Source organism: Curtobacterium sp. MMLR14_006, assembly GCF_001864985.1.
GTDB lineage: Bacteria > Actinomycetota > Actinomycetes > Actinomycetales > Microbacteriaceae > Curtobacterium.
In genome coordinates, this window is the sequence record NZ_MJGU01000012.1 from 270,094 (window position 1) to 290,532 (window position 20,439).

Annotated in this window: 28 protein-coding genes and 1 tRNA gene; 14 read left to right on the top strand and 15 right to left on the bottom strand. The window is 71.5% G+C overall.

Going from position 1 to position 20,439, the window contains the following annotated elements; all coding sequences use genetic code 11:
• Positions 1–5: 5 nt before the first annotated feature.
• The 10 genes from BIU94_RS04795 to BIU94_RS04840 form a co-directional block, all read right to left on the bottom strand.
• Positions 6–1,592, bottom strand: coding sequence for an alpha/beta fold hydrolase (locus tag BIU94_RS04795; protein WP_071254806.1), 1,587 nt, complete (start codon positions 1,590–1,592; stop codon positions 6–8).
• Complete coding sequence (locus BIU94_RS04800) at positions 1,589–2,536, bottom strand: amino acid--[acyl-carrier-protein] ligase (RefSeq protein WP_071254809.1); 948 nt, start codon at positions 2,534–2,536, stop codon at positions 1,589–1,591. Before BIU94_RS04800 ends, BIU94_RS04795 begins: the two co-directional genes overlap by 4 nt.
• Positions 2,533–3,834, bottom strand: coding sequence for an acyl-CoA dehydrogenase family protein (locus BIU94_RS04805; protein ID WP_217639476.1), 1,302 nt, complete (start codon positions 3,832–3,834; stop codon positions 2,533–2,535). The genes BIU94_RS04800 and BIU94_RS04805 overlap by 4 nt, the downstream gene beginning before the upstream one ends.
• The gene (locus tag BIU94_RS04810) at positions 3,831–4,118 is read right to left on the bottom strand and encodes an acyl carrier protein (RefSeq protein WP_071254812.1); all 288 of its coding nucleotides are present in this window, start codon (positions 4,116–4,118) and stop codon (positions 3,831–3,833) included. The genes BIU94_RS04805 and BIU94_RS04810 overlap by 4 nt, the downstream gene beginning before the upstream one ends.
• A gap of 85 nt (positions 4,119–4,203) precedes the next feature.
• Positions 4,204–4,581 (bottom strand): holo-ACP synthase, encoded by a 378-nt coding sequence (locus BIU94_RS04815; protein WP_071254815.1) that lies wholly within the window; start codon positions 4,579–4,581, stop codon positions 4,204–4,206.
• 27 nt (positions 4,582–4,608) lie between these two features.
• The gene (locus BIU94_RS04820) at positions 4,609–5,160 is read right to left on the bottom strand and encodes a hypothetical protein (RefSeq protein WP_071254817.1); all 552 of its coding nucleotides are present in this window, start codon (positions 5,158–5,160) and stop codon (positions 4,609–4,611) included.
• Positions 5,157–6,137: an aldo/keto reductase gene (locus BIU94_RS04825; protein ID WP_071254819.1), complete on the bottom strand. Its 981-nt coding sequence runs from the start codon at positions 6,135–6,137 to the stop codon at positions 5,157–5,159. Before BIU94_RS04825 ends, BIU94_RS04820 begins: the two co-directional genes overlap by 4 nt.
• Before the next feature lie 50 nt (positions 6,138–6,187).
• On the bottom strand, positions 6,188–6,721 hold the full coding sequence (locus BIU94_RS04830) for a hypothetical protein (RefSeq protein ID WP_071254821.1): 534 nt from the start codon (positions 6,719–6,721) through the stop codon (positions 6,188–6,190).
• Between the two features lie 54 nt (positions 6,722–6,775).
• A complete protein-coding gene (locus BIU94_RS04835; RefSeq protein ID WP_071254823.1) occupies positions 6,776–7,648 on the bottom strand; it encodes a hypothetical protein in 873 nt (290 codons plus the stop codon).
• A complete protein-coding gene (locus tag BIU94_RS04840; RefSeq protein WP_071254825.1) occupies positions 7,648–8,292 on the bottom strand; it encodes a SatD family protein in 645 nt (214 codons plus the stop codon). The genes BIU94_RS04835 and BIU94_RS04840 overlap by 1 nt, the downstream gene beginning before the upstream one ends.
• 85 nt (positions 8,293–8,377) lie before the next feature.
• Between BIU94_RS04840 and BIU94_RS04845 the strand changes: the two genes are divergently transcribed.
• The 6 genes from BIU94_RS04845 (at position 8,378) to BIU94_RS04870 (ending at position 12,131) form a co-directional block, all read left to right on the top strand.
• Positions 8,378–8,453: transfer RNA gene (locus tag BIU94_RS04845), tRNA-Val, on the top strand.
• A gap of 355 nt (positions 8,454–8,808) precedes the next feature.
• Positions 8,809–9,777 (top strand): aminoglycoside phosphotransferase family protein, encoded by a 969-nt coding sequence (locus BIU94_RS16980; RefSeq protein ID WP_083404585.1) that lies wholly within the window; start codon positions 8,809–8,811, stop codon positions 9,775–9,777.
• A gap of 113 nt (positions 9,778–9,890) precedes the next feature.
• Positions 9,891–10,217: a hypothetical protein gene (locus BIU94_RS04855; protein WP_071254830.1), complete on the top strand. Its 327-nt coding sequence runs from the start codon at positions 9,891–9,893 to the stop codon at positions 10,215–10,217.
• Positions 10,218–10,266: 49 nt separating this feature from the next.
• Positions 10,267–10,476: a hypothetical protein gene (locus tag BIU94_RS04860; RefSeq protein WP_071254832.1), complete on the top strand. Its 210-nt coding sequence runs from the start codon at positions 10,267–10,269 to the stop codon at positions 10,474–10,476.
• A 237-nt stretch (positions 10,477–10,713) separates the two neighbouring features.
• On the top strand, positions 10,714–11,556 hold the full coding sequence (locus tag BIU94_RS04865) for an NAD(P)-dependent oxidoreductase (RefSeq protein WP_071254834.1): 843 nt from the start codon (positions 10,714–10,716) through the stop codon (positions 11,554–11,556).
• A 35-nt stretch (positions 11,557–11,591) separates the two neighbouring features.
• On the top strand, positions 11,592–12,131 hold the full coding sequence (locus tag BIU94_RS04870) for a cysteine hydrolase family protein (RefSeq protein ID WP_071254837.1): 540 nt from the start codon (positions 11,592–11,594) through the stop codon (positions 12,129–12,131).
• An 81-nt stretch (positions 12,132–12,212) separates the two neighbouring features.
• Here the strand turns inward: BIU94_RS04870 and BIU94_RS04875 are convergent, their stop codons facing one another.
• Complete coding sequence (locus tag BIU94_RS04875; protein ID WP_071254841.1) at positions 12,213–12,662, bottom strand: DUF4279 domain-containing protein; 450 nt, start codon at positions 12,660–12,662, stop codon at positions 12,213–12,215.
• A 132-nt stretch (positions 12,663–12,794) separates the two neighbouring features.
• Between BIU94_RS04875 and BIU94_RS17275 the strand changes: the two genes are divergently transcribed.
• Positions 12,795–13,121 carry a hypothetical protein gene (locus tag BIU94_RS17275; RefSeq protein ID WP_139195931.1) on the top strand — a complete coding sequence of 109 codons (327 nt, stop codon included), beginning with the start codon at positions 12,795–12,797 and terminating at the stop codon, positions 13,119–13,121.
• A 48-nt stretch (positions 13,122–13,169) separates the two neighbouring features.
• Here the strand turns inward: BIU94_RS17275 and BIU94_RS17735 are convergent, their stop codons facing one another.
• Positions 13,170–13,667: a transposase gene (locus BIU94_RS17735; protein ID WP_071254844.1), complete on the bottom strand. Its 498-nt coding sequence runs from the start codon at positions 13,665–13,667 to the stop codon at positions 13,170–13,172.
• 211 nt (positions 13,668–13,878) lie between these two features.
• On the opposite strand from BIU94_RS17735, the gene BIU94_RS04885 reads away from it, so the two are divergent.
• Both BIU94_RS04885 and BIU94_RS04890 read left to right on the top strand, forming a co-directional pair.
• Positions 13,879–14,523: a hypothetical protein gene (locus BIU94_RS04885; protein ID WP_071254845.1), complete on the top strand. Its 645-nt coding sequence runs from the start codon at positions 13,879–13,881 to the stop codon at positions 14,521–14,523.
• Positions 14,524–14,616: 93 nt separating this feature from the next.
• Positions 14,617–15,396 carry an alpha/beta fold hydrolase gene (locus BIU94_RS04890; protein WP_071254846.1) on the top strand — a complete coding sequence of 260 codons (780 nt, stop codon included), beginning with the start codon at positions 14,617–14,619 and terminating at the stop codon, positions 15,394–15,396.
• 46 nt (positions 15,397–15,442) lie between these two features.
• Here BIU94_RS04890 and BIU94_RS04895 read toward each other — a convergent pair whose 3' ends face one another.
• Positions 15,443–16,078, bottom strand: a complete 636-nt coding sequence (locus BIU94_RS04895; RefSeq protein WP_071254848.1) for a flavin reductase family protein — start codon at positions 16,076–16,078, stop codon at positions 15,443–15,445.
• A 221-nt stretch (positions 16,079–16,299) separates the two neighbouring features.
• On the opposite strand from BIU94_RS04895, the gene BIU94_RS04900 reads away from it, so the two are divergent.
• Positions 16,300–17,322: a phosphotransferase gene (locus BIU94_RS04900; protein ID WP_139195930.1), complete on the top strand. Its 1,023-nt coding sequence runs from the start codon at positions 16,300–16,302 to the stop codon at positions 17,320–17,322.
• A 141-nt stretch (positions 17,323–17,463) separates the two neighbouring features.
• On the opposite strand, the gene BIU94_RS17740 is transcribed toward BIU94_RS04900, so the two are convergent.
• Positions 17,464–17,619 (bottom strand): hypothetical protein, encoded by a 156-nt coding sequence (locus BIU94_RS17740; protein ID WP_175472193.1) that lies wholly within the window; start codon positions 17,617–17,619, stop codon positions 17,464–17,466.
• Positions 17,620–17,687: 68 nt separating this feature from the next.
• Here BIU94_RS17740 and BIU94_RS04910 point away from each other — a divergent pair, with 68 nt between their 5' ends.
• From BIU94_RS04910 to BIU94_RS04925, 4 genes are all read left to right on the top strand, one after another.
• Positions 17,688–17,894: a hypothetical protein gene (locus tag BIU94_RS04910; RefSeq protein WP_071254862.1), complete on the top strand. Its 207-nt coding sequence runs from the start codon at positions 17,688–17,690 to the stop codon at positions 17,892–17,894.
• A gap of 25 nt (positions 17,895–17,919) precedes the next feature.
• On the top strand, positions 17,920–18,369 hold the full coding sequence (locus BIU94_RS04915) for an AAA family ATPase (RefSeq protein WP_071254865.1): 450 nt from the start codon (positions 17,920–17,922) through the stop codon (positions 18,367–18,369).
• A gap of 108 nt (positions 18,370–18,477) precedes the next feature.
• Entirely contained in the window at positions 18,478–19,173 is a 696-nt protein-coding gene (locus BIU94_RS04920) for a YafY family protein (protein ID WP_071254868.1), read from the top strand.
• A 98-nt stretch (positions 19,174–19,271) separates the two neighbouring features.
• Entirely contained in the window at positions 19,272–19,646 is a 375-nt protein-coding gene (locus BIU94_RS04925) for a VOC family protein (RefSeq protein WP_071254872.1), read from the top strand.
• A gap of 115 nt (positions 19,647–19,761) precedes the next feature.
• Here the strand turns inward: BIU94_RS04925 and BIU94_RS04930 are convergent, their stop codons facing one another.
• Positions 19,762–20,256 (bottom strand): N-acetyltransferase, encoded by a 495-nt coding sequence (locus tag BIU94_RS04930; RefSeq protein WP_071254874.1) that lies wholly within the window; start codon positions 20,254–20,256, stop codon positions 19,762–19,764.
• Positions 20,257–20,439: the final 183 nt, after the last annotated feature.

Below are 20,439 nucleotides of genomic sequence, written 5' to 3' on the forward strand. Positions count from 1 at the left end.
GCGACTCAGGCGTGCACCGGGAAGGTCTCGGCGACCCGGGTGCGGACCTCGGCGACCACGGCATCGCGCATCGCCCGCGAGAACAGGGCGTGGTCGCCGTCCTCCACCCGCACCACGGACACGGAGCCGCGGCGGCCCGTGCCGCCGTACCGACGTTCGGCCCGGCGTCCGCCGAGCCGGTCGAACAGCTCGGCGTCCTCGGGGGCCACGATCACGACGACGTCGGTGCCGTGCTCGACGAGCGGCCGCACGTGGGCGACGACCCCGCCGGCGCGGTCACGGCGGGCCAACCGGTCGCGCACCGACCGCGGGACGACGCGGTTGTACCGCTCGCGCACCCAGCGCCGTGCCGGGGACGGTGCGTCGATCGCGCGCACCGCGTCGGCGTAGGCGCCGGGCTCGGCGGGACGGCGACGGTAGTCGTTCGGGCTGATCTCGACGACGAGTCGCGGCGGCTCGTCGACCGCGCGACCGGCCAGCCACGCGCCGGCGCACATGCCGACGAGCACGAGCCGGTCGGCGGGCGTCCCGAGCGCGGCGACGACCGCGGACTGGTCCTCGAGCCACTCGCCGGCGAACAGGAAGCTGCGCTCGTCCTCGTGGACGCCGGTGCTCTCCCCGGTGGCCCGGCGGTCGACGCGGACCACCCGGGCGCCGTCCCGGGCGAGCGCCCGGGCGAGGTCGACCTGGTAGTCGGTGGCACCGACGTGGTGCTCGGCGCCGCCGTTGTGCAGCACGACGACGGGGGCGTCGTGGTGCTGCGCCGAGGACACCGTCTCGACCGCGAAGAGCCCCTGCGGACCCATCCGGACGATGCGTTCGGAGACCCGGCCGTCCACGTCGAGCACCTCGTCGAGCACGGGCGGGGTGACGACCACGCGGGCGTCGGGTGCCCAGGCGTCGAGCCAGGCGACGGCGGCGTCCACCGCAGCGCCCGGGATCCGCGCCTGGACGCTCGTGCCGTCGAGGAGCTCGGCGCTGCCGACGACCTCGGTGGTGGGCACGGTGCCCAGGGCCCGTGGTGCCCGGCTGCCCGGACGGACGAGCGCCACCGTCGGGCCCGTCCGCGGCGCGAAGGCGAGGGCGCCGATCACGGCCGCCTCGTCCGTCGTCACGTCCATGCCGATGAGGCTCTCGGTGCCGTCGACCACGCGGTCCTCGCCGATGGTGAGCGCGGCCAGGGCGCGCTGCCGACGGAGCCACGCACGACCGGAGGCCGGCGCGTCCCACACGACCAGGCCGTCGGTGTCCCCGGCGGCGGCCGCCGCGACGAGCGCCGCGGAGGCGAGCCCGACGAAGGCGACGTGCCGGACCCCGGTCGTGCGCAGCACGGCCGCCGCACGGCGTGCGGACCGGACCTGCGCGTCGGGGTCGGTGTCGGGGGTGGAGTCGCCACGTCCCGACGGGTCGTAGCGCACCGAGGCGATGCCACGGGCCTCCAGACGGTCCGCGAGCAGCCGGAGCGTGCGGTAGGCGATGACGCCCTCCTGCCCGAGCGGCGGGCAGATGACGACGCCGGCGCGCGCGGCGGCCGGTGCCTGCACCGCGAGCCGGATGGCGGGCGACCCGGACCAGCCGTGCCGGGTGCTCACAGTGCGAGCGCCGCGCGGACCGCCTCGGGCCATGCGTCGGGGTCGGTGCCGTGCGCGGCGAACAGCGCGATCGTGATCCGCTCCAGGCCGAAGGCGACGCAGGCGCTGTGCGCGACCTCGCCGTCGGCGGTGCGGATGCCGAACGCGGAGCCGAAGTGGTCCTCGTGCAGGTTCGCGGAGCTGATCGCGGTCGCGGGGTGGTCCGGCCCGTAGACGGGCGTGACGAACTCGAACTTCAGCGACTGCTCGACCTGGTTCCGGGCGAGGATCTGCCCGACGCGGCCGAAGAACGGGTCGTTCGCCGGCACGACGTCGATCGCGAGCCCGAAGGACTCGAGCAGGGCGCGCATGCCGGGGATCCGACCGTCGCGGTGCGCGCGGGCGGCCTCCGGCGTGCCGATGACGACGAACTCGTGCATGTGGAAGGCCTGCAGGCGCATCGGGTCGAGGGACGGCTCGCGGCGGAACGAGTCGCCGACGATGTCGAACGTGCGCCCGGACTGCGGCACGGTGTCCCCGACCAGGCCGTACACCGGGTGGCAGACCGCCGGGGTGAGCATGAGGTCGGCCGGCTCGAGGAAGTCCTCCCAGCGGTCGCCCCGCTCGCGGGCGGCGAGGAGTGCCCGGTGCGTGCGGTCGTCGCCGGTGAAGGCGGACACCGAGGCCGCGAGGTCCGGGAAGGACGCGATGTAGTCGGTGCGCTCGAACGCGGTGAGCGTCTCCACCGGCGGGAAGCGGAGCACGTCCGCGCCCAGGTCGGCCTGGCTGCGGACCCCGGCGGCGTCGACCGCGGCGTACACGCGCTCGAACACGCCGGTGCGCCCGTACAGGCCGGGGGAGCCGAGGTCGATGAGCACGCCGTCGTCGAGCAGGCGGGAGCGGAGGGCGGCGCGCGCCGCGTCGAGATCCGGCACGGCGCCGGTGGTGGGTTCGGTGATCGTCACAGGATCACTCCCGTCATGAGTGAGAGGTCGGCGTCGTTGGCGAGGAGACGGTCGTTGCTCACCATGACGGCGGCACCGTGGGCGTCTCGGAGGTGTCGGGCGGTGCTCATCGGACCGGAGGCCGCGTAGCCCGCGATCCCGATGATGCGCATCGCCTTCGTGGTGATGTCGGCGACGCGTTCGGACGCGCCGATCTTCAGGGCGTTGGCGGCCAGCGCGAACGCGCTCGAGGTGAGCACGTCCGGGTCGTCCGCCGCGGCGTCGTACCGTTCCGCGGCGTGCCGCACGGCATCGGCCATGGTCTGCAGCTCGACGAGCAGCTCGGCGAGCCGGAGGGCGCCGGGCGGGGTCGTGCCGACGGCGGCGCGCGCCTGCCGGCGGACCGCCGTCCGCGCGCGCTCGGCCGCACCGGCCGCGATGCCGAGCCAGACCGAGGCCCAGAGGACGTGCGAGACCGGCAGCACCGTGTGCGCCGAGATCGTGGCGTAGTCGTCGCGGAACACGTGGTCGACGGTGGTCTCGGCGTCGAGGATCCACCCGTTGCTGCACGTGCCGCGCAGGCCCATCGTGTCCCAGGTCGAGGTCTGCGACAGCAGCATCTCGTCCGTCCGGCAGACGAGCAGCCGCTGGTCGGACGCCGGAGCGTCGGGCGAGCGCCGGGCGGTGACGAACACCGCGTCGGCCTCGGTGGCGTAGGAGATGACCGGTGCGTCCTTCCGCAGACGGATCCGGCCGTCGTCGGTGGGCTCGATCGCGCAGGACGAGCTCCGGGCGTCGCCGCCGATGCCGCGCTCGGTGGTGGCCGACGCGACGAGTGCGCCGGTGCGGACTGCCTCGAGGGCGTCGAGCACCCCGCGGCCCTCGCCGCCGTGCCGCCAGAGCGCCATCACCTGGCTGTGGTGCATCGCGAACACCATGCCCGTCGCCGCGCAGGCGCGGCCGAGCTCGGTGGCGATCGACGACAGCTCGGTGACCGACGCCCCCTCGCCGCCGTGGGCGACGGGGACCGCTGCGGCGAGCAGTCCTGTCTCGCGCATCGCGGCGATCGCCTCGCGCGGGGGGCGGGCGTCGCGGTCGACCTCGTCGGCGAACAGGGCGGCGGTCGCCGCGACGGCGGCCGTGCGCTCGGTGAACCGGTCCGTCGCCGTGCCCCGCGCGGTCGCGGTGCCCGCCGGCGGCCGGGGCGCCGACGCCGGCGCGGTCGCGGTGCCCGTCCCCGGCTGGGGTGCGGTGGTGGACCCGGTCGCGGTGCCGGTCTCCGTCGTCGTGACGGTGCGCGTCGGCGCGGTCAACGTCACGACGCCTGCTCCGCGGCGGCCGCGATCGACTCGATGGTGGCGAAGGTCGCCCGGTGCAGCACGGCGTCCGGGAACTCGACGTCCAGGTCGGTCTCGACGGCGAGCATGACGTTGACCGTCGCGTGCGAGGTGAGCCCGAGCGCGTAGAGGTCGGCCGTCGGGCCGAGGTCGTCCACGTCGACGGTGAGGCGTCCGTGGTCGGCCAGTGCACGTCGGACGGCCCGGTCGACGTCCGGGTCGGCGAGTACGACGAACGTGCTGGAGGTGTTCGGGTCCTGGTCCATGTCGGCAACGATAAGGAGGACCGGGCATCGGGAAACCGCCGTGCGGGTGCGCGAAACCGCACTGCTGCTCGGCGGTCCGCAGGGGTCACCGCTCGCTGAGCGCCACCGCCGTCGCGATCGCGAGCCCGCGCTCGTGCGCGAGCGACACCGCGATCGGCCCGCAGCCGACGGCCTCTGCCAGCGCGGCGGCCGTGCCGGCCAGCTCGACCGACGGGGCGCCGTCGGCGTCGAGCACGATCGCGACGTCGCGCAGGGCCACGGGTTCGCCGGCGGCCGGGCGGAGGAGCTTGACCACCGCCTCCTTCCCGGCGAAGCGCGCCGCCAGCCGCTCCGGGTCGTCCGCGGTGTCCGACCGCTCACGCGCGGTGAAGAGCCGGTCGAGGTAGCGCTCGCCGTGCGCAGCGATGCCTGCGGTCACGTCCTCGACCGCGGCCAGGTCGGTGCCGGTGCGGATCGTGGTCATGGGTGCAGGCTACGCAGCGGCACCGTCTCAGCGGTACTGCGGCGGCCAGTCGAACGGCGTCGGGAGCCGGGGGACCTCGCCGATCGTGGTGACGACGAGGACGACCTGTCGGCGGTCGGTGAGCGCGATCGACCGCGGGTTGCCGATGCGGCGGTGGCCGTCCACCCACACGGTCAGCTCGCCGCGGAGCCCACCGACGTGCTCCGGACCGAGCGAGACGCCCCACTCGTCGAAGAACTGCCCGATCGTGAACGTCCGCTCGTCGGGGGACTCCACGTGCACGATCCCCGAGGTGTCGTGCGTGTGGATCTCGGCGGCGAACCGCGCCTTCGCGGAGTGTCCGACGTTCGCCGGCACGGTGACCGGCTCGTCGCCGTCCAGGATCGTCAGGTGCGTGTGGACGTGCTCGGCCAGCCGCTCACCCCACACGTTCCGCAGACCCGCCGCCTCGGCCCGCGCGGTGAGGTCGGTCGGCCGCTCCCACGGCGGGACGGCACGGGTCGTCGCCGCACCGGGCGCGGCGCAGCCGGCCAGCAGCAGGACCGCGGCCACCGCGACCGCGACGCTCCGGAGTCTCACCAGCGGTCGTGGACGCTCGCGCGGAACCACGTGTCGTACAGGTCGTGCACGGTGGCGTCGAGGCCCTCGACCGGCGGCAGGTCACCGGCGGCCGCGTTCGACCGGGCCTGCTCCGGGTTGCGGGCACCCGGGATGGCCGCGGTGACGCCGTCCTGCGCGATGATCCACGCGAGTGCCGCCTGCGGCACCGAGACGGCGTCGGGCAGGGACGCCGCGAAGGTCTGCGCCGCCCGCACGCCGTCGTCGTAGTCGACACCGCTGAAGGTCTCGCCCTGGTCGAAGGCCTCGCCGTGGCGGTTGTAGTTGCGGTGGTCGCCCTCGGCGAACGACGTGTCCGTCGTGTACTTGCCGGACAGCAACCCCGAGGCCAACGGGACACGCGCGAGGATGCCGACCCCTGCCTCCCGGGCCGCCGGCAGGACGCGGTCCAGCGGCTTGAGCCGGAACGCGTTGAGGATGATCTGGACACTCGCGACGCCGGGCCGGGCGATCGCGGCGAGCGCCTGGTCCGCGGTCTCGACGCTGACGCCGTAGGCGGCGACCGAGCCGTCGGCGACCAGCGCGTCGAGCGCGTCGTAGACGGCGTCGTCCTCGTAGACCGGGGTCGGCGGGCAGTGCAGCTGCACGAGGTCGAGGGTGTCCTGCCGCAGGTTCGTGCGGGAGCGGTCGACCCACTCTCGGAAGTTCGCGGCCACGTAGTTGCCGGGGACCTGCTCGGCGCGACGGCCCATCTTCGTGGTGACCGTCAGCGGGACGTCCGGGTTCGCGGCGCGCCACGCGCCGATGAGCTGCTCGCTGCGACCGTCGCCGTAGACGTCGGCGGTGTCGAACAGGGTGACGCCGGACTCGACGGAGGCGTCCATGACGGCGTCCGCGTCGGCATCCGAGACGGGACCCCAGTCATCACCGAACTGCCAGGTGCCGAGGCCGATGGGGGAGACGGAGCGACCGGTGTGGCCGAGGGAGCGACTCTGCATGGGGTCGAGCGTAGTCAGGGGCGCACGAGCGGGGTTCAGCCGAGCGGGGTTCAGCCGAGCGTGGCGACACCGCGGCGCAGGAGCGCTCGCGCTGCCCGGGCGCGGGGGATGACCCAGACGGCCGCCCAGAGGACCATGCCGCTCCAGAGCAGGACGAGCATCGTCGTGATGAGCGTGCCGTGCTGGTCCCGCATCGACCAGGTCATCGCGATCCACAGCACCCCGAGGACGACCTTGCCCCATCCTGCGCCCTCGCGGTCCGCCTGCGCCTGGACGAGCGGGATCCACTGCTCGGCCGGTACCCCCTCGGGCACCCGGCCGTCGGCGACCCACTCACGCACGAGCACCGACCGTTCGTAGCCGCCCTCGGCACGCCAGGCGCGGCGCTGCAGGAGGACGGCGATCGCGGCCCCCGCCACCGCGGTCGGGATGCCGACCGAGACCAGGACGGTGGTGGTCGCCTCGGACCACGACGACAGGACCAGCATGACGAGCACCACGGCGAAGGCCGCGCCCGTCACGGCGGCGCCGAGCAGGCGGAGCCGCCCGGCTTCGTCGAGGACACCGACTCCGACACCGTTCACGAGGGAGAGGGTACCCGCGGCAGCCGGGACGGCGGTGGTCGGACGGGATCGGTGTCAGCCGCGAGCGAGCAGCCAGCAGAGGCCGGCCGCGGCGAAGGCCATCGACCAGCTCACCAGGCTGCCGATGAGGAAGTACTCCGCCTGGTACCCGGTCGTCTCGCGCCGGATCTCGGGGAACCGCACGATGCCCTTCGCGGCGATGAGCGCCGCCACCACCGGGAAGGCACCCGCCAGGGCGAAGCCCGCGAGCAGCAGCCGTTCGATCGGACCGATCAGTCGGCCGCCCTTCAGGGTGACCGAGCCGGGGGACCGCTCGCCCGTACCCTGCCCGTCGTCCCCGGGCAGGCGCGGCGTCCGGTGGCGGAGGAAGCGCAGGCGCGCGGGACGCGAGGACGTCGGGTCGGCGCGCGCGTCGGGTGCGATCCCGGGCGGCAGCGCCTGGGCGACCACCACGTTCGCGGAGTCGACCAGGAACAGCGCCGACCCGACACCGCCGACGACCGCGGCGAGGGGGACGCTCCCGACGAACGCCGGACCGGCGTCCCGGTGCCAGTCGACCACGAAGCCCGACGCGTCCGGGAACGGCGCCCACAGCAGCAGCGCGACGACGGCGACGGCGAGCAGGACCGCCGGCCACGACCCGGACCGCCGCCAGCGGGGGAGGCGAGTCGCGGCAGCAGCGTGGTCGTCGTCGTCGTCCGCGCGGACCGGGAGCGTCGTCGCGACCCAGAGCGCTGCCAGCACGACCACGACGAGGACGGCCCACGTCGGCAGCCCGAGACCCGCGGCCGCGACGACGACCACGCCGGCCCACAGGACGACGACCACCGACGTGGTCACCACCCGCCGCCGCGCCGGACCACCACCGGCGCGCGCCCGGACGACGTCGGCGAGCCCGACGAGGGCCAGGAGGACCCCGGCGAGCATCAGCGGCCCCCGTCGGCGAGGACGCGCAGGCCCTCGACCACGGCGGCGACACCGGAACGCTGCACCGACTGGGACACCGCCGACGGGGTGATGCCCTCAGCCGCCGCGATCTGCGCCTGGGTGCGGCCCTGCAGCAGACCGAGGGCGACCCGCCGCGCACGTGGGGTCAGCCGTGACAGGACGTGGTCGCGGCTGAGGAACCAGGCGTCCACCAGTCGCTCGGTCGGGCCGAGCCGGTCCTCGGAGTCGTGGTACCAGGACCGCAGGAACGGAGTCCGGCCGTCCTCGCGGCGATGGGTCTCGTTGATGGCGTCGCGGGCCGACCACCAGCCCGGGCCGTCCTGCAGGGGACCGACCGCGCCGTCGCCCACCGCCCGGACCGGCCCCCGCCCGATGCCGAGGCGGACCTGCACCGTCGGCGGCAGGGCGAGGATCGCGGCCGTCGTCGCCACGAGGGCGTCGGCCAGCGTGGCGTAGACGGTCTGGAACTCGTCGCCGACGGTGGCGCGCAGCGGATCGAGTGCGTCGACGTCCGCGGTACGGTCGAAGGCGGCCTCGACCGCGTGCTGGGCGGCGGCCCGGTCGTCCAGCTTGCGGGAGTCGACCAGGTCGACGATCACGGCGAACACCGAGGTCTCGGACATGGGTTAAGCGTAAACCTTCATTTCGGCGAAAGTAAGGTGTGGGCTGAACGGGGATCGATCGTCCGTTCCCGTAGGATCGACGCGAGGGCCTTTAGCTCAGCTGGTAGAGCGCCACGTTTACACCGTGGATGTCGTCGGTTCGATCCCGGCAGGGCCCACCACGACAGCGGTGGTCCCGGGCTGCGATCACGGCGCTGACGAGGAACTGCCGAGGCGCCGCAGTCCGGGCGGGGCGCACAGGATGCGCCAGCGAGGAAGGACCGTCCGCCGACCGCTCGTCCGAGACGCCGGCGGTGTCTGGTTCCGCGCGGCTGCCATCCGGGAGCGTCAGCGTCCGCATGCCCTCCCCGCAGCGCGACGAGCATCGGACCTCGAAGCCGCGGTTCTGGGCGGCATCGCGGAACGGTCCGGAGCGGTACCGGCCAGCGAAACCGATCGGACCCGGATGCGAACGGCTCGCAGCGATCCCTTCGTTCGTCCCGGACCGCGGAACGAGGTCCGCACCCGACTCCGGTGATGCCTCCGGTGCTCGCGCTGTGGCCGCGGCGCCGGGTTCGTAGACTGCTGCACATGTGGCCGACGGTGGAGGCATGGCGGAGCACCGTTCCCGAGCTGCTCGCCTGCGCTGCGGCCCGTTGGGGCCTGACGCTCGGGCGCGTGCGCGTCGGCGGGAGCGCGTCGCACGTGGTCTCCGTGCGTACCGCCGCCGGACGAGATGCGGTCCTGAAGCTCTCCTTCCCGCATCGCGAGGCGCGTGACGAGGCTTCGGCGCTTCGATGGTGGGACGGCTCAGGGGCGGTTCGACTGCTCGAGGGAGACCTCGACGATCCGTTCGTGCTGTTGCTCGAACGGTGCGATCCGGGCGTGCGGCTGGCCGACCGGCACGATCTGTCGCCGGAACGCCGGCTGTCGATCGCCGCGAGTGCACTGACCCGGTTGTGGTCCCGCACAGCGTCCAGCGATCCCGGCACGACCACGATGCCCGTCCCGTCCAGACCGTTCGAGCGCCTGGCCGACGTCACCGCCGAGTGGGCCGACCTCGTCGAGGAGCGCGTGCGCACACTCCGGCCGGATCTCGACCTCGTCGCGGTCGCTCGTGGGAACGCGCTGCTTCGTGAGCTCCCCGTGACGGCCCCTCGGACTGTGGTCGTGCACGGCGACTACAACCCCGGCAACCTCCTCACCGCGACGCGAGAGCCGTGGCTCGTCATCGATCCGAAACCCATGGTCGGCGACCCGGCGTACGACCTGGGCCCGATGCTCATGCAGATCAACGACCCCTTCGCGCTCCTGGACACCGAGGGGCACCTGCGGGCTCGCATCTCGTTGCTCGCCGACATGACCGGAGAGTCACCGGTCCGGATCGCCGCCTGGTGCGTGGCACGCCTCGTCGAGTCGTCGCTCTGGTACGTCAGCCGGTCTGAACCAGCGGCAGCGCGCGACACCATCGAGCGTGCGATGGTGCTCGACGCACTCGTCGTCTGATCCGACCGCTCAGCCGCGGGGAGGGGCTGCGAACCGCGCCCTCTGTCTCTGTCAAGAGCATCTCGCTGGCCGATCCATTGACGAGACAGGTCCTCCTGCGGGATGTTCGTGGCATGCGTGAGTGGAACGGTCTCCAGATCCCGGTGGCTGATCTGCGTCTCGTGTTCGATCGGATCCTTGCGCACGTCGAGCGTGTGAACGGGGAGTCGGTCGTGCTGCGTGAGGACTACTTCTACTCGCTCCCCGCTCCGGATCTGTACGACGTGTCGAGCGACCCACCCGAACCCACGATCGGGCAGTTGACCGAGTCGTGGGACAACTTGACGTCGGCGATGGACGCGGATCGGACGGTGATGTGGGAACTCGTGTGGCTCGGCGACGTCCTACGAGCCATCGGGCATCTCCTGCCCGACGGCGAGCAGCGTTCGACAGACCGGTAGCCGATCGGCTTCCGGACGTGCGGGCGTCGCTCCCGGTACCGTTCGTTCCGTGAAGACAGGTGTTCCCGTCATCGCCCTGATCGGCGTGGTCGTCGGTGCGCTCGGCTTCGCCTCCGTGACGTCAGGCCTTCCGATCCTCGGATGGTTCATGATCGTTGCAGGCTTCGTTGCTGCTGCAGTCACGGTGTCATCCAGGGTGCGTGAGAACCGCCGGCTGTTGCGCCGCTGGGCTGACGAAGATGATCGCGAGCAGGACTGACTGGCCGTCTCGGGAGCGGATCGTCCACCGAGACGTCGAGCCGAGGTCTGCGGCGAGGCTGATGGCGGCGCGAGCGCGCGGCGCGGTGACCAGAAGTGCGGAGTTCTGCCCGGGGCATCGAGCGTCCCAGAGGGGGACTCTTCGTGGCGCCGCTGCCGGCTGGCGGGTTCCGGACGTCGCAGCCCGTCGTCACCGCCCGTGGTCGGTGCGCAGCGACGGCACTGCCACGATGGTGCTGTGCGCATCCTCGTGGCCGGTGGTTCCGGTGTCCTCGCCCGATCGGTCGTCCCCCTGCTCCTCGCAGCGGGGCACGACCTGACGCTGACGTCCCGCTCGGCGGAGAAGGCGCGACTGCTCGAAGGTCCTGGCGTGGACGCGGCGGTGCTCGACGCGCTGGACCGTGACGGCACGATGGCGACGGTCGCGAGCGCGGAACCCGACGTCGTCTTGCACCTGATGACGGACCTCGGCACGGGGAACTCGGCCAGCAACGCGCGACTCCGGTCGACGGGGACCCGGAACCTGGTCGACGCGGCACGAGCAGCCGGGGTGGACCGGATCGTCGCGCAGAGCATCTCGTGGGTCTACCCGCCCGGCACGGAACCGGCCACCGAGGCGGACCCGTTGGACCCGGACGCGGCAGAACCCCGCCGAACGACGGTCACCGCCGTGCGCGCGCTGGAGGACGCCGTTCAGGAGGTCGGCGCAGGGGTCGTGCTGCGGTTCGGGCAGCTGTACGGACCGGGGACCTGGTACTCGGCCGAGGGTCGGTTCGGCGAGGCCGCTCGTGCGGGCCTGCTCCCTGCGACCGAGACCGTGACCTCGTTCGTGCACGTCGATGACGCCGCAGCGGCCGTGGTCGCCGCACTCGGCTGGACAGCCGGTGTCCGGAACGTCGTCGATGACGAACCAGCATCCGGAACCGCTTGGGTCCCGGCCTTCTCGGCAGCAGTCGCCGGCCCGACCCCGCGTGTTGAGCAGACCGGCGACCTCGGGCGGCCGGTGTCGAACCAGCTCGCCCGCGAGTCGGGCTTCACGCCTCGCTGGTCGAGCTGGCGGACGGGCTTCGCCCGCCCGTGATCGGGCCACGCCCTGGTGGCAGCGATACTCGTGGGATGACTCGTGCTCTCGTCCTCGTCGACATCCAGCGTGACTACTTCCCAGGCGGAGCGTTCCCTCTCATCGAACCGGAGGCAGCGGCCACCGCGGCGCGTACGGTCCTCGAGAAGTTCCGTGCGTCTGGTGAGCTCGTCGTGCACGTCTTCCACGTCAGCACCGACCCTGACGCCTCGTTCTTCCGCCCCGGGACGGCTGGAGTGGAGTTCCATCCGTCGGTCGAACCGGCCGAGGGTGAGGTGGTGCTCGAGAAGCACCGGCCGAACAGCTTCATCGACACCGGCCTGCGTGGCGTCCTCGATGATGCCGATGTCACCGAGCTGGTGATCGTCGGGATGATGAGCAGCATGTGCATCGACTCGACCACACGGGCCGCTCACGAGCTCGGGTACCGGAACATCGTGGTGCCTGACGCCTGCACGGCGCCGGACCTGCGGTACGGGGACACGGTCGTGCCGGGCGCGGCTGTGCACGCCGCGTTCATGGCCGCGCTCGACGGCAGCTTCGCGACCCTGACGGACAGCAGCTCGCTCAGCTGATCGGCCGGCTCCTCGGTCTCGTCGTCCCGTGCCCCATCCATCAGTGGACAATTGCGAGCGCCACTTGCTCGCGACACGTGTTCACCAGATGTCGCGGTAGGTGATGTCGATCTGCTTGGTTGACGCGGGTGTCAGTTCGAGATCCAGACCTGCGACCGCGACCTGTCGCACAGTTTCCGCAGGGACGGTGAAGGTGTTCTCCTTGTGGTCGGTGATGAGGGCCACGGAGAGTGTGACGTCGTAGCCTTCATCGCGTAGTTGAGCAAATAGGTCCGCCGCATCTTCTGGCAGCAACCGCAAGATCCAGTGCACCCGCCCCCAAGGGTCCTGCCCGTGCTCTGCGCGGATCTCGTGAACGTGGCGGTTGCTGAACAGATTCCAGATGGAGACGTCGAAGGTGCGGGGACCATCGCCCTTGAGGTCGCCGATCTCGTACTGCTCGTCGGGACTGACACCCAGGAGCTGCGTCACTTCTGCCGAAGAGCCACGCTGGCCGTGGATCTGCAGCTCCACCTGAATGCTCTTGATCACGTCGGCAGTCTCCCACTCGGGCGACGGCGCCTGCGCCGAGTGCGCGGACGACCAATGTGCTGTCCGACCCTTCTATGGGTGATGTCAAGTGATCATCGTTGTGGCGAGGCTCGGGGACTAGCGTTTCCGAACGTGACCAACAGCTTCGTGACCGCGCGTTTCTCTCCTGGACCCTGGTGGGGCTTCAACGGAGTGGACGTCCTGGAGCTCGACGACGTCTCACTGGTCCGACGGCGCTTCAAGCTGTTGCGTGGCCGCGTGCCGACCGCAGTCTCGCTGTCCTCCGTCGCCCTTGTGTCGGTGGAGGTCCGGTCAAGAAAGCGCGGTGGTGATGCTCAGTGGGTTCGCATGGTCCTGCTTCTCGGCGGGGCTCGTAGGACTTTCACCGGACGAGTGCGTGATGGGCGGCCTTTCGCCCAGGCGCTTGCTCGTCGGGTGACTACGGCGCCCACCACCTGAGCCTCCTCGCGAGATCAGCTGACTGAATGCACGCTTTCCCTCGTGATGTCAGGCGGTCATTGTGGCGGTGAGGTGTCGGTAGATCTGTCGGGCGATGTAGCGCTTGAGCATGCGCTTGACTCCTCTCGCGGTCTTCCCTTCGGCGAGACGACGTTGCTTGTATGCGCGGGTGTCGGGGTCGTAGGAGAGCCTGACGCGGGCGACGGTGTCGAGCGCGGAGTTCAGCCGTCGGTCGCCGTGCCGGTTCAGTCGGTGTCGGCTGGTGTTGCCGCTGGAGGCGGGGATCGGGGCCGGGCCGGCCAGCGACGCGAACGCGGCTTCGCTGCGGACTCGGCCCACATGCGAGTACGCGGTGAGGAACACGGCGGCTGAGACGGGGCCGACGCCGGCGATGTCCAGTACAGACGGTGCCAGAGCGGACACGTGCAGTCGGAGCGCGTCCTGGTTGGCTTCGAGCTTGCCGGTCAGGTCGATGACGTCGCGGGCGAGGCGGACCGCTTCGTCGCGGGCGATGAGCCTGTCGATGTCGTCGCTGGGGTGGTGCACCAAGTCCCGCTGGAGCCAGCGATGAGGTGCATCGGCGCTGCGGCCCCCCGCGCGTTGTGAGGACGGTAAAACCGCGCAGACGTTCTTCGAACTTGCTCGTAGGCACTTCCCGGACGCGCTTCCTCGCCGGTACGGCAGTACGGAACCGCTTGAGCACCGGTGGGAACCCGGCGGGGCGGAAGCGTTCGTCACCTCCCTCAACGAAGAGCCGATGGTTGGTGCCAGGATCTCGTGGACGGGGAGCGGCCTGGTCGCAGACGGAAGCCTCGGCTCGTTCTTCTGGGAGGACGCGGTGGTGACGTCCCACTCCCTGACGATCCTCGCGAATGCCCTCGACGACGTCCGTCACCGCGAATCGGTCGTGCGGTTGTTCAGCGCGTTCGCCAGCCGGATCGACGCCGTGTACGCATCCGCTTCAATCCTGCACGGCGCGGAGTGGTCCGGTCGCCAGCTCTGGTATCCCACCTCCGCAGAACACGAGCTCGGCCTCGGCCCTCGTGGCATCTGGAAGGGGTTGCCGCCGACACCGACGTGGCTGTCGTGGTTCGGTACCGACTACGCCGACGAGATCGGACCTCACCTCTCGTTCGGCTCGGTGCAACGCCACGACAGTGGCCTCTTCCACCGGGCCGCGATCGAGCCGGCCGATCGAGCGGATCTCGCACGTCTGCTGACCCCCACGACGCCACCCGGCAGTCGCCGATGGTTCGGCCTCCACAGGCCACGACAGCGACAAGCACCCGAGCCCGACTCGTGGCTTCCGATCGAGTACCTCGCCACCACATCGCAATCGGACCCGACGACGTATCCGACAGCGGAATCCGCCCCGATTGTTCCCCGGATGCTGCGTACGTGACCTGGGCAAGACGCCGCAGACCCAACTGCAAGAGAAGCCCACACGCCCGAGGGGCGATCGGCTATCGGTACGGGCTGCTCGTAGGCTTGCTGGGTGATCGCGCGAGTTCTTGGTTCTGGTCGTCCTCTCGTCGCCCTCCACGGTTTCGGGGTGGACCACCGGATCATGCTGCCGCTGGCGGATGCGGTGCAGGACCTGCCTTGGCGGATGGTGTTCCTCGACCTGCCGTGGGCTGAAGCCGCCGCGGCGACCGCAACCGCGACGAGCGCGGTCGACGTGGCCGACGGCGTCCTCGCCAACATCGACGCCCACCTCGGCGACGAGCCCTTCGCCGTCATCGGGAACTCATTCGGCGGCATGATCGCCCGACATGTCGCCCACGAACGCCGAGACCACGTCCTCGGCGTCGCGACCCTGGCGGGCGTCGTGCATCCGGCACACGCAGATCGCGCCGTCCCGGAGCGCACCGTGCTGCACACCGAACCGTCCGTCCTCGAAGCCGCCGGTGACGCGCGAGAAGCATTCGCAGAGGTCAGCGTCATCCAGGACGCCGCCGCGTTCACAGCGTTCGAGCGGTACGTACTGCCCGGTCTCCGTGGCGCCGACCCTGCTGTGATGGACCGCATCGCCGCCGACTACGCACTGGATGCCGTGCCGGAGGAGCGCCACCCGGAACCGTTCACCGCTCCGGCGCTGCACCTGTTCGGTCGGCAGGACGACGTCGTCGGCTACGAGGACGGTCTCGCACTCCGGGACCACTACCCGCGAGGGAGCTTCGTCGTCCTCGACGGTGCTGGACACAACGTGCACCTCGAGCAACCCGGGATCACCGCCGCTCTGATCCGAGACTGGCTCGCACGGATCGACCGGTAGAGGATCGGCTAGTGAGACGTCAACCTGAGGACGGCGGTGTCCAGGGTCAGCGGTACCACTCCTCGTCGATCGTGGCGAGTCTCGACGGCCGCAGTTCCCCGGCCAGGCCGTAGAAGCGCTGGAAGGCCATGATGAGCGGGCGCCACCGGTCCGGGTCGATGCGGTCCGTCGTCCCCGCTGCGCGGATGTCCTCATGCACGTGGACGCGGGAGACCGCGGCTTCGAACAGGAACGTCGCGTCATCGCCCGGCTCCTGCCCCGCGAGCGTGTGCGCGTCGACGACGCGTGCTTCGAGGTGCACCGGGCACTCGTCGATCCGCTCGGCGCGGACGGTGTCCCCGGGCCGACCGTGCAGGCCGGCTGTCGCGAGCTTGTCCGGGACGTGCCGGTAGCCGACCCGCTCCTTCCCGACCGGGACGGGATCGCGCCCGGTGGTGAGGGCGAGGGCGTCCACAGCCGAGACCAGCGGGGCCGAGGGCAGGTTGATGACGCACTCTCCCGTCTCCAGCAGGTTCCTCGCGGTCTGGGACCGGCCGCCCATGCCGAGCACGGCGGTGTGTCCGAGCCAGAACACCGACGACATCGGTGCGGTGTTCGTCACGCCCTCCGCGTCGACGGTGCTCAGGAGGACGACGGGTGTGCCGAAGTAGAGGATCGCGGGATCGATCTGGGTGTGCTGCACGGGCTGCTCTCTGTCGGGGCCCGCGTCGGTCGCGAGCACCGCTGAGTCTCGCGGTCTGTGCACGCGAGGGCTGGCGGGTTCCGGACGTCGCAGCCGGGCACCCCTGTCGGTGGCTGTCCCGTCCCGTCGGCCCTGCGTCCACGAGGCGGTGCGCACCTCGGTGTGGGGGATGATCGAGTGGAGCAACGGACGGGATGCTCGTCTCGTGGAACGGGGGATCGATGACGATCGAGATGTTGTGGGAGCAGGACGAGCCGGACGAGGTGCTCCGCGATCGCTTCGGCTTCGCGGACGCTGCGGCGGTGGGCGACTGGGTCGTCTCGATGCTCGACCGGCACTGGGACATCCGGGTCGGCTCCCCGGAGCGGGTCGTGTTGAGCGACCGCAACGCCCTCGCGTGGGTGCGCCGGGGCGACGAACGACTCCTGCTGAAGTGGTCGGTCGCCCCTGAGCGATCCGAGCGGCTCGCGTTCGTCGCGCAGGTCACCGCGTGGCTCGGCACGCTCGGACTGCCCGTGTCGGCTCCGGTACCGGCGACCGCCGGCGACCTGCAGCTGACGGACGAGGGCGTGTCCATGAGCCTCCAGCGCGTCATCGACGGATCGCACCTGGACGTCGAGGACGCAGCACAGGTCAGATCGGCCGGGGCGACACTCGCTCGACTGCACGATGCGCTCCGCTCCTGGCCCGCGCAGGACCCGCGGCCCGAGGTGCTCGCTGTGCCGACACCGCTCACGGAGCAGGTCAGCGACTGGATCGCTTCCGAGCCGCCGACGCTGTCGCCGCGTGCTCGGGACGTCCTGGGGTGGCTGCTCGGACGAGCGCCGGCCGATCTGCCGCCTGTGCAGATCGTGCAGGGCGACTACCGCGCTGCGAACATCCTGTGCGCCGGCGGCGCGGTCGTCGGGGTCCTGGACTTCGAGGAGCTCCGCGTCGACCACCGGATCGTCGAGCTCGCCCGTTCAGCGGTCCTGCTCGGCACGCTCTTCCGGGACTGGGGGCCCGTGTCGGAGTCCGTGCGGCAGCGGTTCCTGGACGGCTACCGGACGGTCGCTGTCCTCACCGACGAGGAACTCCGGTGGTGGCGGGTCCTCGTCCTCTGGTACTCCTTGGCACTCGTGCCTCCCGGCGACGACCCCACCGGCTGGGGGCGAGCAGCGGTCGAGGCCCTCGGGCACGCGACGAGAGAGCATCGCACCGCTCCGACGTCCCCGGCTCAGCGGACGTCGCGCGCGCCGTCATGACCGCCGTCGGACGGCCATCCCGATGCTCCCGACGAGCAGGACCGCTCCTGTGACGACGGCGAGCGGTGTGCCGAGGAACCCGCTTCGACGGGAGCACCTGCTGACACCCGCACGGCGGCACGGAACCGGTGCTGACGCGGATCAGGGACGGTGATCGTTCCGTCGCCGGTGGTTGCGTTCGTCGTCCGCGAGCCTGCTCGCGGTGTCCGCAGGAACGCCGGGCCCCACGCCGTTCCCGGCATCCTGCCCCCTCCCGACCGCGGCCAGCACTCCGAAGAACCAGTTGACGAACCGCATGGCGCCCTCCTCTGCGTCGACCCTCGTGACCATCCTGGCCGACCGCCGCTCTCGACGCACGGTGATCCGTGCCTCCTGAACGGGCCGCCGGCGGCGGCATCGTCGACGTGCATCCCGGCCAGACGATCTCCTTCGCGCCCGGCGGGGAGCACTTCCACGCTGCCCGTCAGGACAGCTTCATGGAACACATCGCTGTCCTCGAAGCTGCCGACGATCCCACCCGGACCGACTCCTGGCTCGAACTGAACACCGACGACGACAACGGCACGAACTGAGAGATCGAGCAGCTACCGTGTCGCCATGGCGAGGCTCTTGATCACCGGCATGTCCGGAGCGGGCAAGTCGACCTTGCTCGGCGAACTCGAGCGCCGTGGTCACCACACCGTCGACACGGACCATCAAGGATGGAGCGACGGCGACGGCGGTCCGTGGAAGACCGACCAGATGGCGCACCTCCTGCAGGCCCGAGACCACGTCGTGGTCGGTGGGACTGCAGAGAACCAGGCCGACTTCTCCGATCGCTTCGACCACGTCGTCCTCCTCAGCGCTCCGCTCCACGTGCTGCTCCACCGTGTTCGTCACCGGCAGGACAACCCGTACGGGCACGCCGCGCACGAGCGTGCGGCGTGCCGACGTCACGTTGCCGAGGTCGAACCGCTCCTGCGCCGCGGAGCCGACATCGAGCTCGACGGTCGGAAGCCTGTCCACGAGCTGGCGGACGCCGTCGAGTCGATGATCCGCGGCGCGTGAGCGAGCGCTCGGTCGTCCCCTGCCGCGGCAGGACGGGCCACCGGACGCGGTGGAAGCGAGCGGAGTGGCTCCCCGCGCAGCGAGGGCATCCTGTCGGAAGATGGGTCGGTGAACCGCACCGATCGCCTCTACGGTCTCGTGGAGGAGCTGCGGGCCGTGTCACCTCGGCCGAGGAGCGCCCGTCGCCTCGCTGAGCGCTTCGAGGTGTCCGTGCGGACCATCGAGCGGGACCTCGCAGCGCTGCAGCAGTCGGGTCTGCCGATCTGGGCGGAGCCCGGCCGGACCGGTGGGTACGTCATCGACGCCTCGGCGACGCTCGGCCCCGCGGGGTTCACGCTGGACGAGGCCCTCGCGGTGCTGATCGGGCTCGGCACGCTCCGGCACAGCCCGTTCCGGCAGTCCGCCCGGACGGCGGCCCGGAAGATGCTCGCGGTGATGCCGGACCAAGATGCGGCACGCGCGAGCGCCTTCGCATCCCGGGTGCACTTCCTGGAGAGCGACGAGGACACGACCACGCCGGTCGCGTTCGCCGAGGCCCTGCGCGCGGACCGGGTCGTCCAGCTGCGCTACCAGGACGCGGGCGGTGCGGAGTCCACCCGGGACGTCGAACCGCTGGGGTCGATCGAGAAGGAAGGGCAGTGGTACCTGATCGCCTGGTGCCGGCTCCGACACGGTGTGCGGGCGTTCCGCGGCGACCGGATGCTCTCGGTCAGGGTCACCGACGAACGGCCCCCGACGCGCACGCTCCGCGCCGAGGACCTCGCGATCCAGTACGGACGACTCAGGTCCGTCATCGACGACTGAACCGGAGCGGACGACTTCCGCGAAACACCGACAGGACGGTGTCGCGACGACCAGCGATGCTGGGGATCCCATCCCACACGCACCACCGGAGGAACCCCATGTCGTTCACGTCCATCCGCATCGTCACCGACGACCTCGACGGTCTCGTCGCCTTCTACGAGCAGGTCACCGGCCGGCAGGCCGAGCGCCCCGCCCCGGTCTTCGCGCAGTTCAGCGGTCCCGGCGCGAACCTCGCGATCGCCAGCACCGAGACCGTCGCGATGCTCGACGGCGCGCTCACTCCCGCGACGAACCGATCCGTGTTCATCGAGTTCGAGGTCGCGGACGTCGACGGCGCGTTCGCCGGGCTCGGACTCGCGGACGACGACGTGGTCCTCGAGCCGACCACGATGCAGTGGGGCAACCGCTCCGCACTGGTCCGGGACCCGGACGGCAACGTCGTCAACCTGTTCAGCAAGCCGACCGCCGAGTAGACGGAGGGGGTCACCGAGCGAGCGGCCACGTCGTGCTGGAGGAGTCGACCGGTTCGTCGTCCCCGCGACGAGCCCGCTCCGCATCCCTCTGCCGGCGGAACGCTCGACCGAGAAGTCAGCGGACCAGCCGCACCGTGGTCTCGATCGGTCCGAAGCTCGACGTGGCGCCGTCGGCGGCGAACCCGTTCCGTCGGTAGAAGGCGTGCGCGCGGGGGTTGTCGGCCGCGACCCACAGTGATGCCGGTCGCCGCCCGAGCGCCGCGTCCAGGAGCGCTTGCCCCGCTCCGTTGCCGTGGGCGCGCGCGAGCACGTACAGCATCGTCAGCTCCTCGGGACGGACAGCGTCGGGACCCGGCGTCGAGTCCGTTGCGCCGAACCCGACGAGGCCGGACTCGTCCGCGGCGACGACGGTCGTCGAGGCGTCCCGCTCCAGGATCGCCTGCCACATGTCGACACGTCGCTCGACGCTGAACCAGGTGTCGGTGTCGGGATCGTCGACGAAGCGTCCGTAGGTCTCGCGCCACGAGGTGGCGTGGACGCGGGCGATGCCCGCTGCGTCGGCGAGCGCCGCCGGCCGGATGACGAGTGCAGTGGGGTCGGTCGCTTCCACACCTCGACCGTAGCGACGACGACCGCTCTCGTCGACAGCGTTGCGGAGGTCGCCGGGAGCGGCTCGGTGTCAGACTGCTCCCGTGCGTGACGGTGGGGTGGTCGTCTTCGACTTCGACGGGGTGCTGACGAGTCGGGACACGATGGTGTTCGTCTGTCGGCTGCGCCTCCTGGGCGACCCACG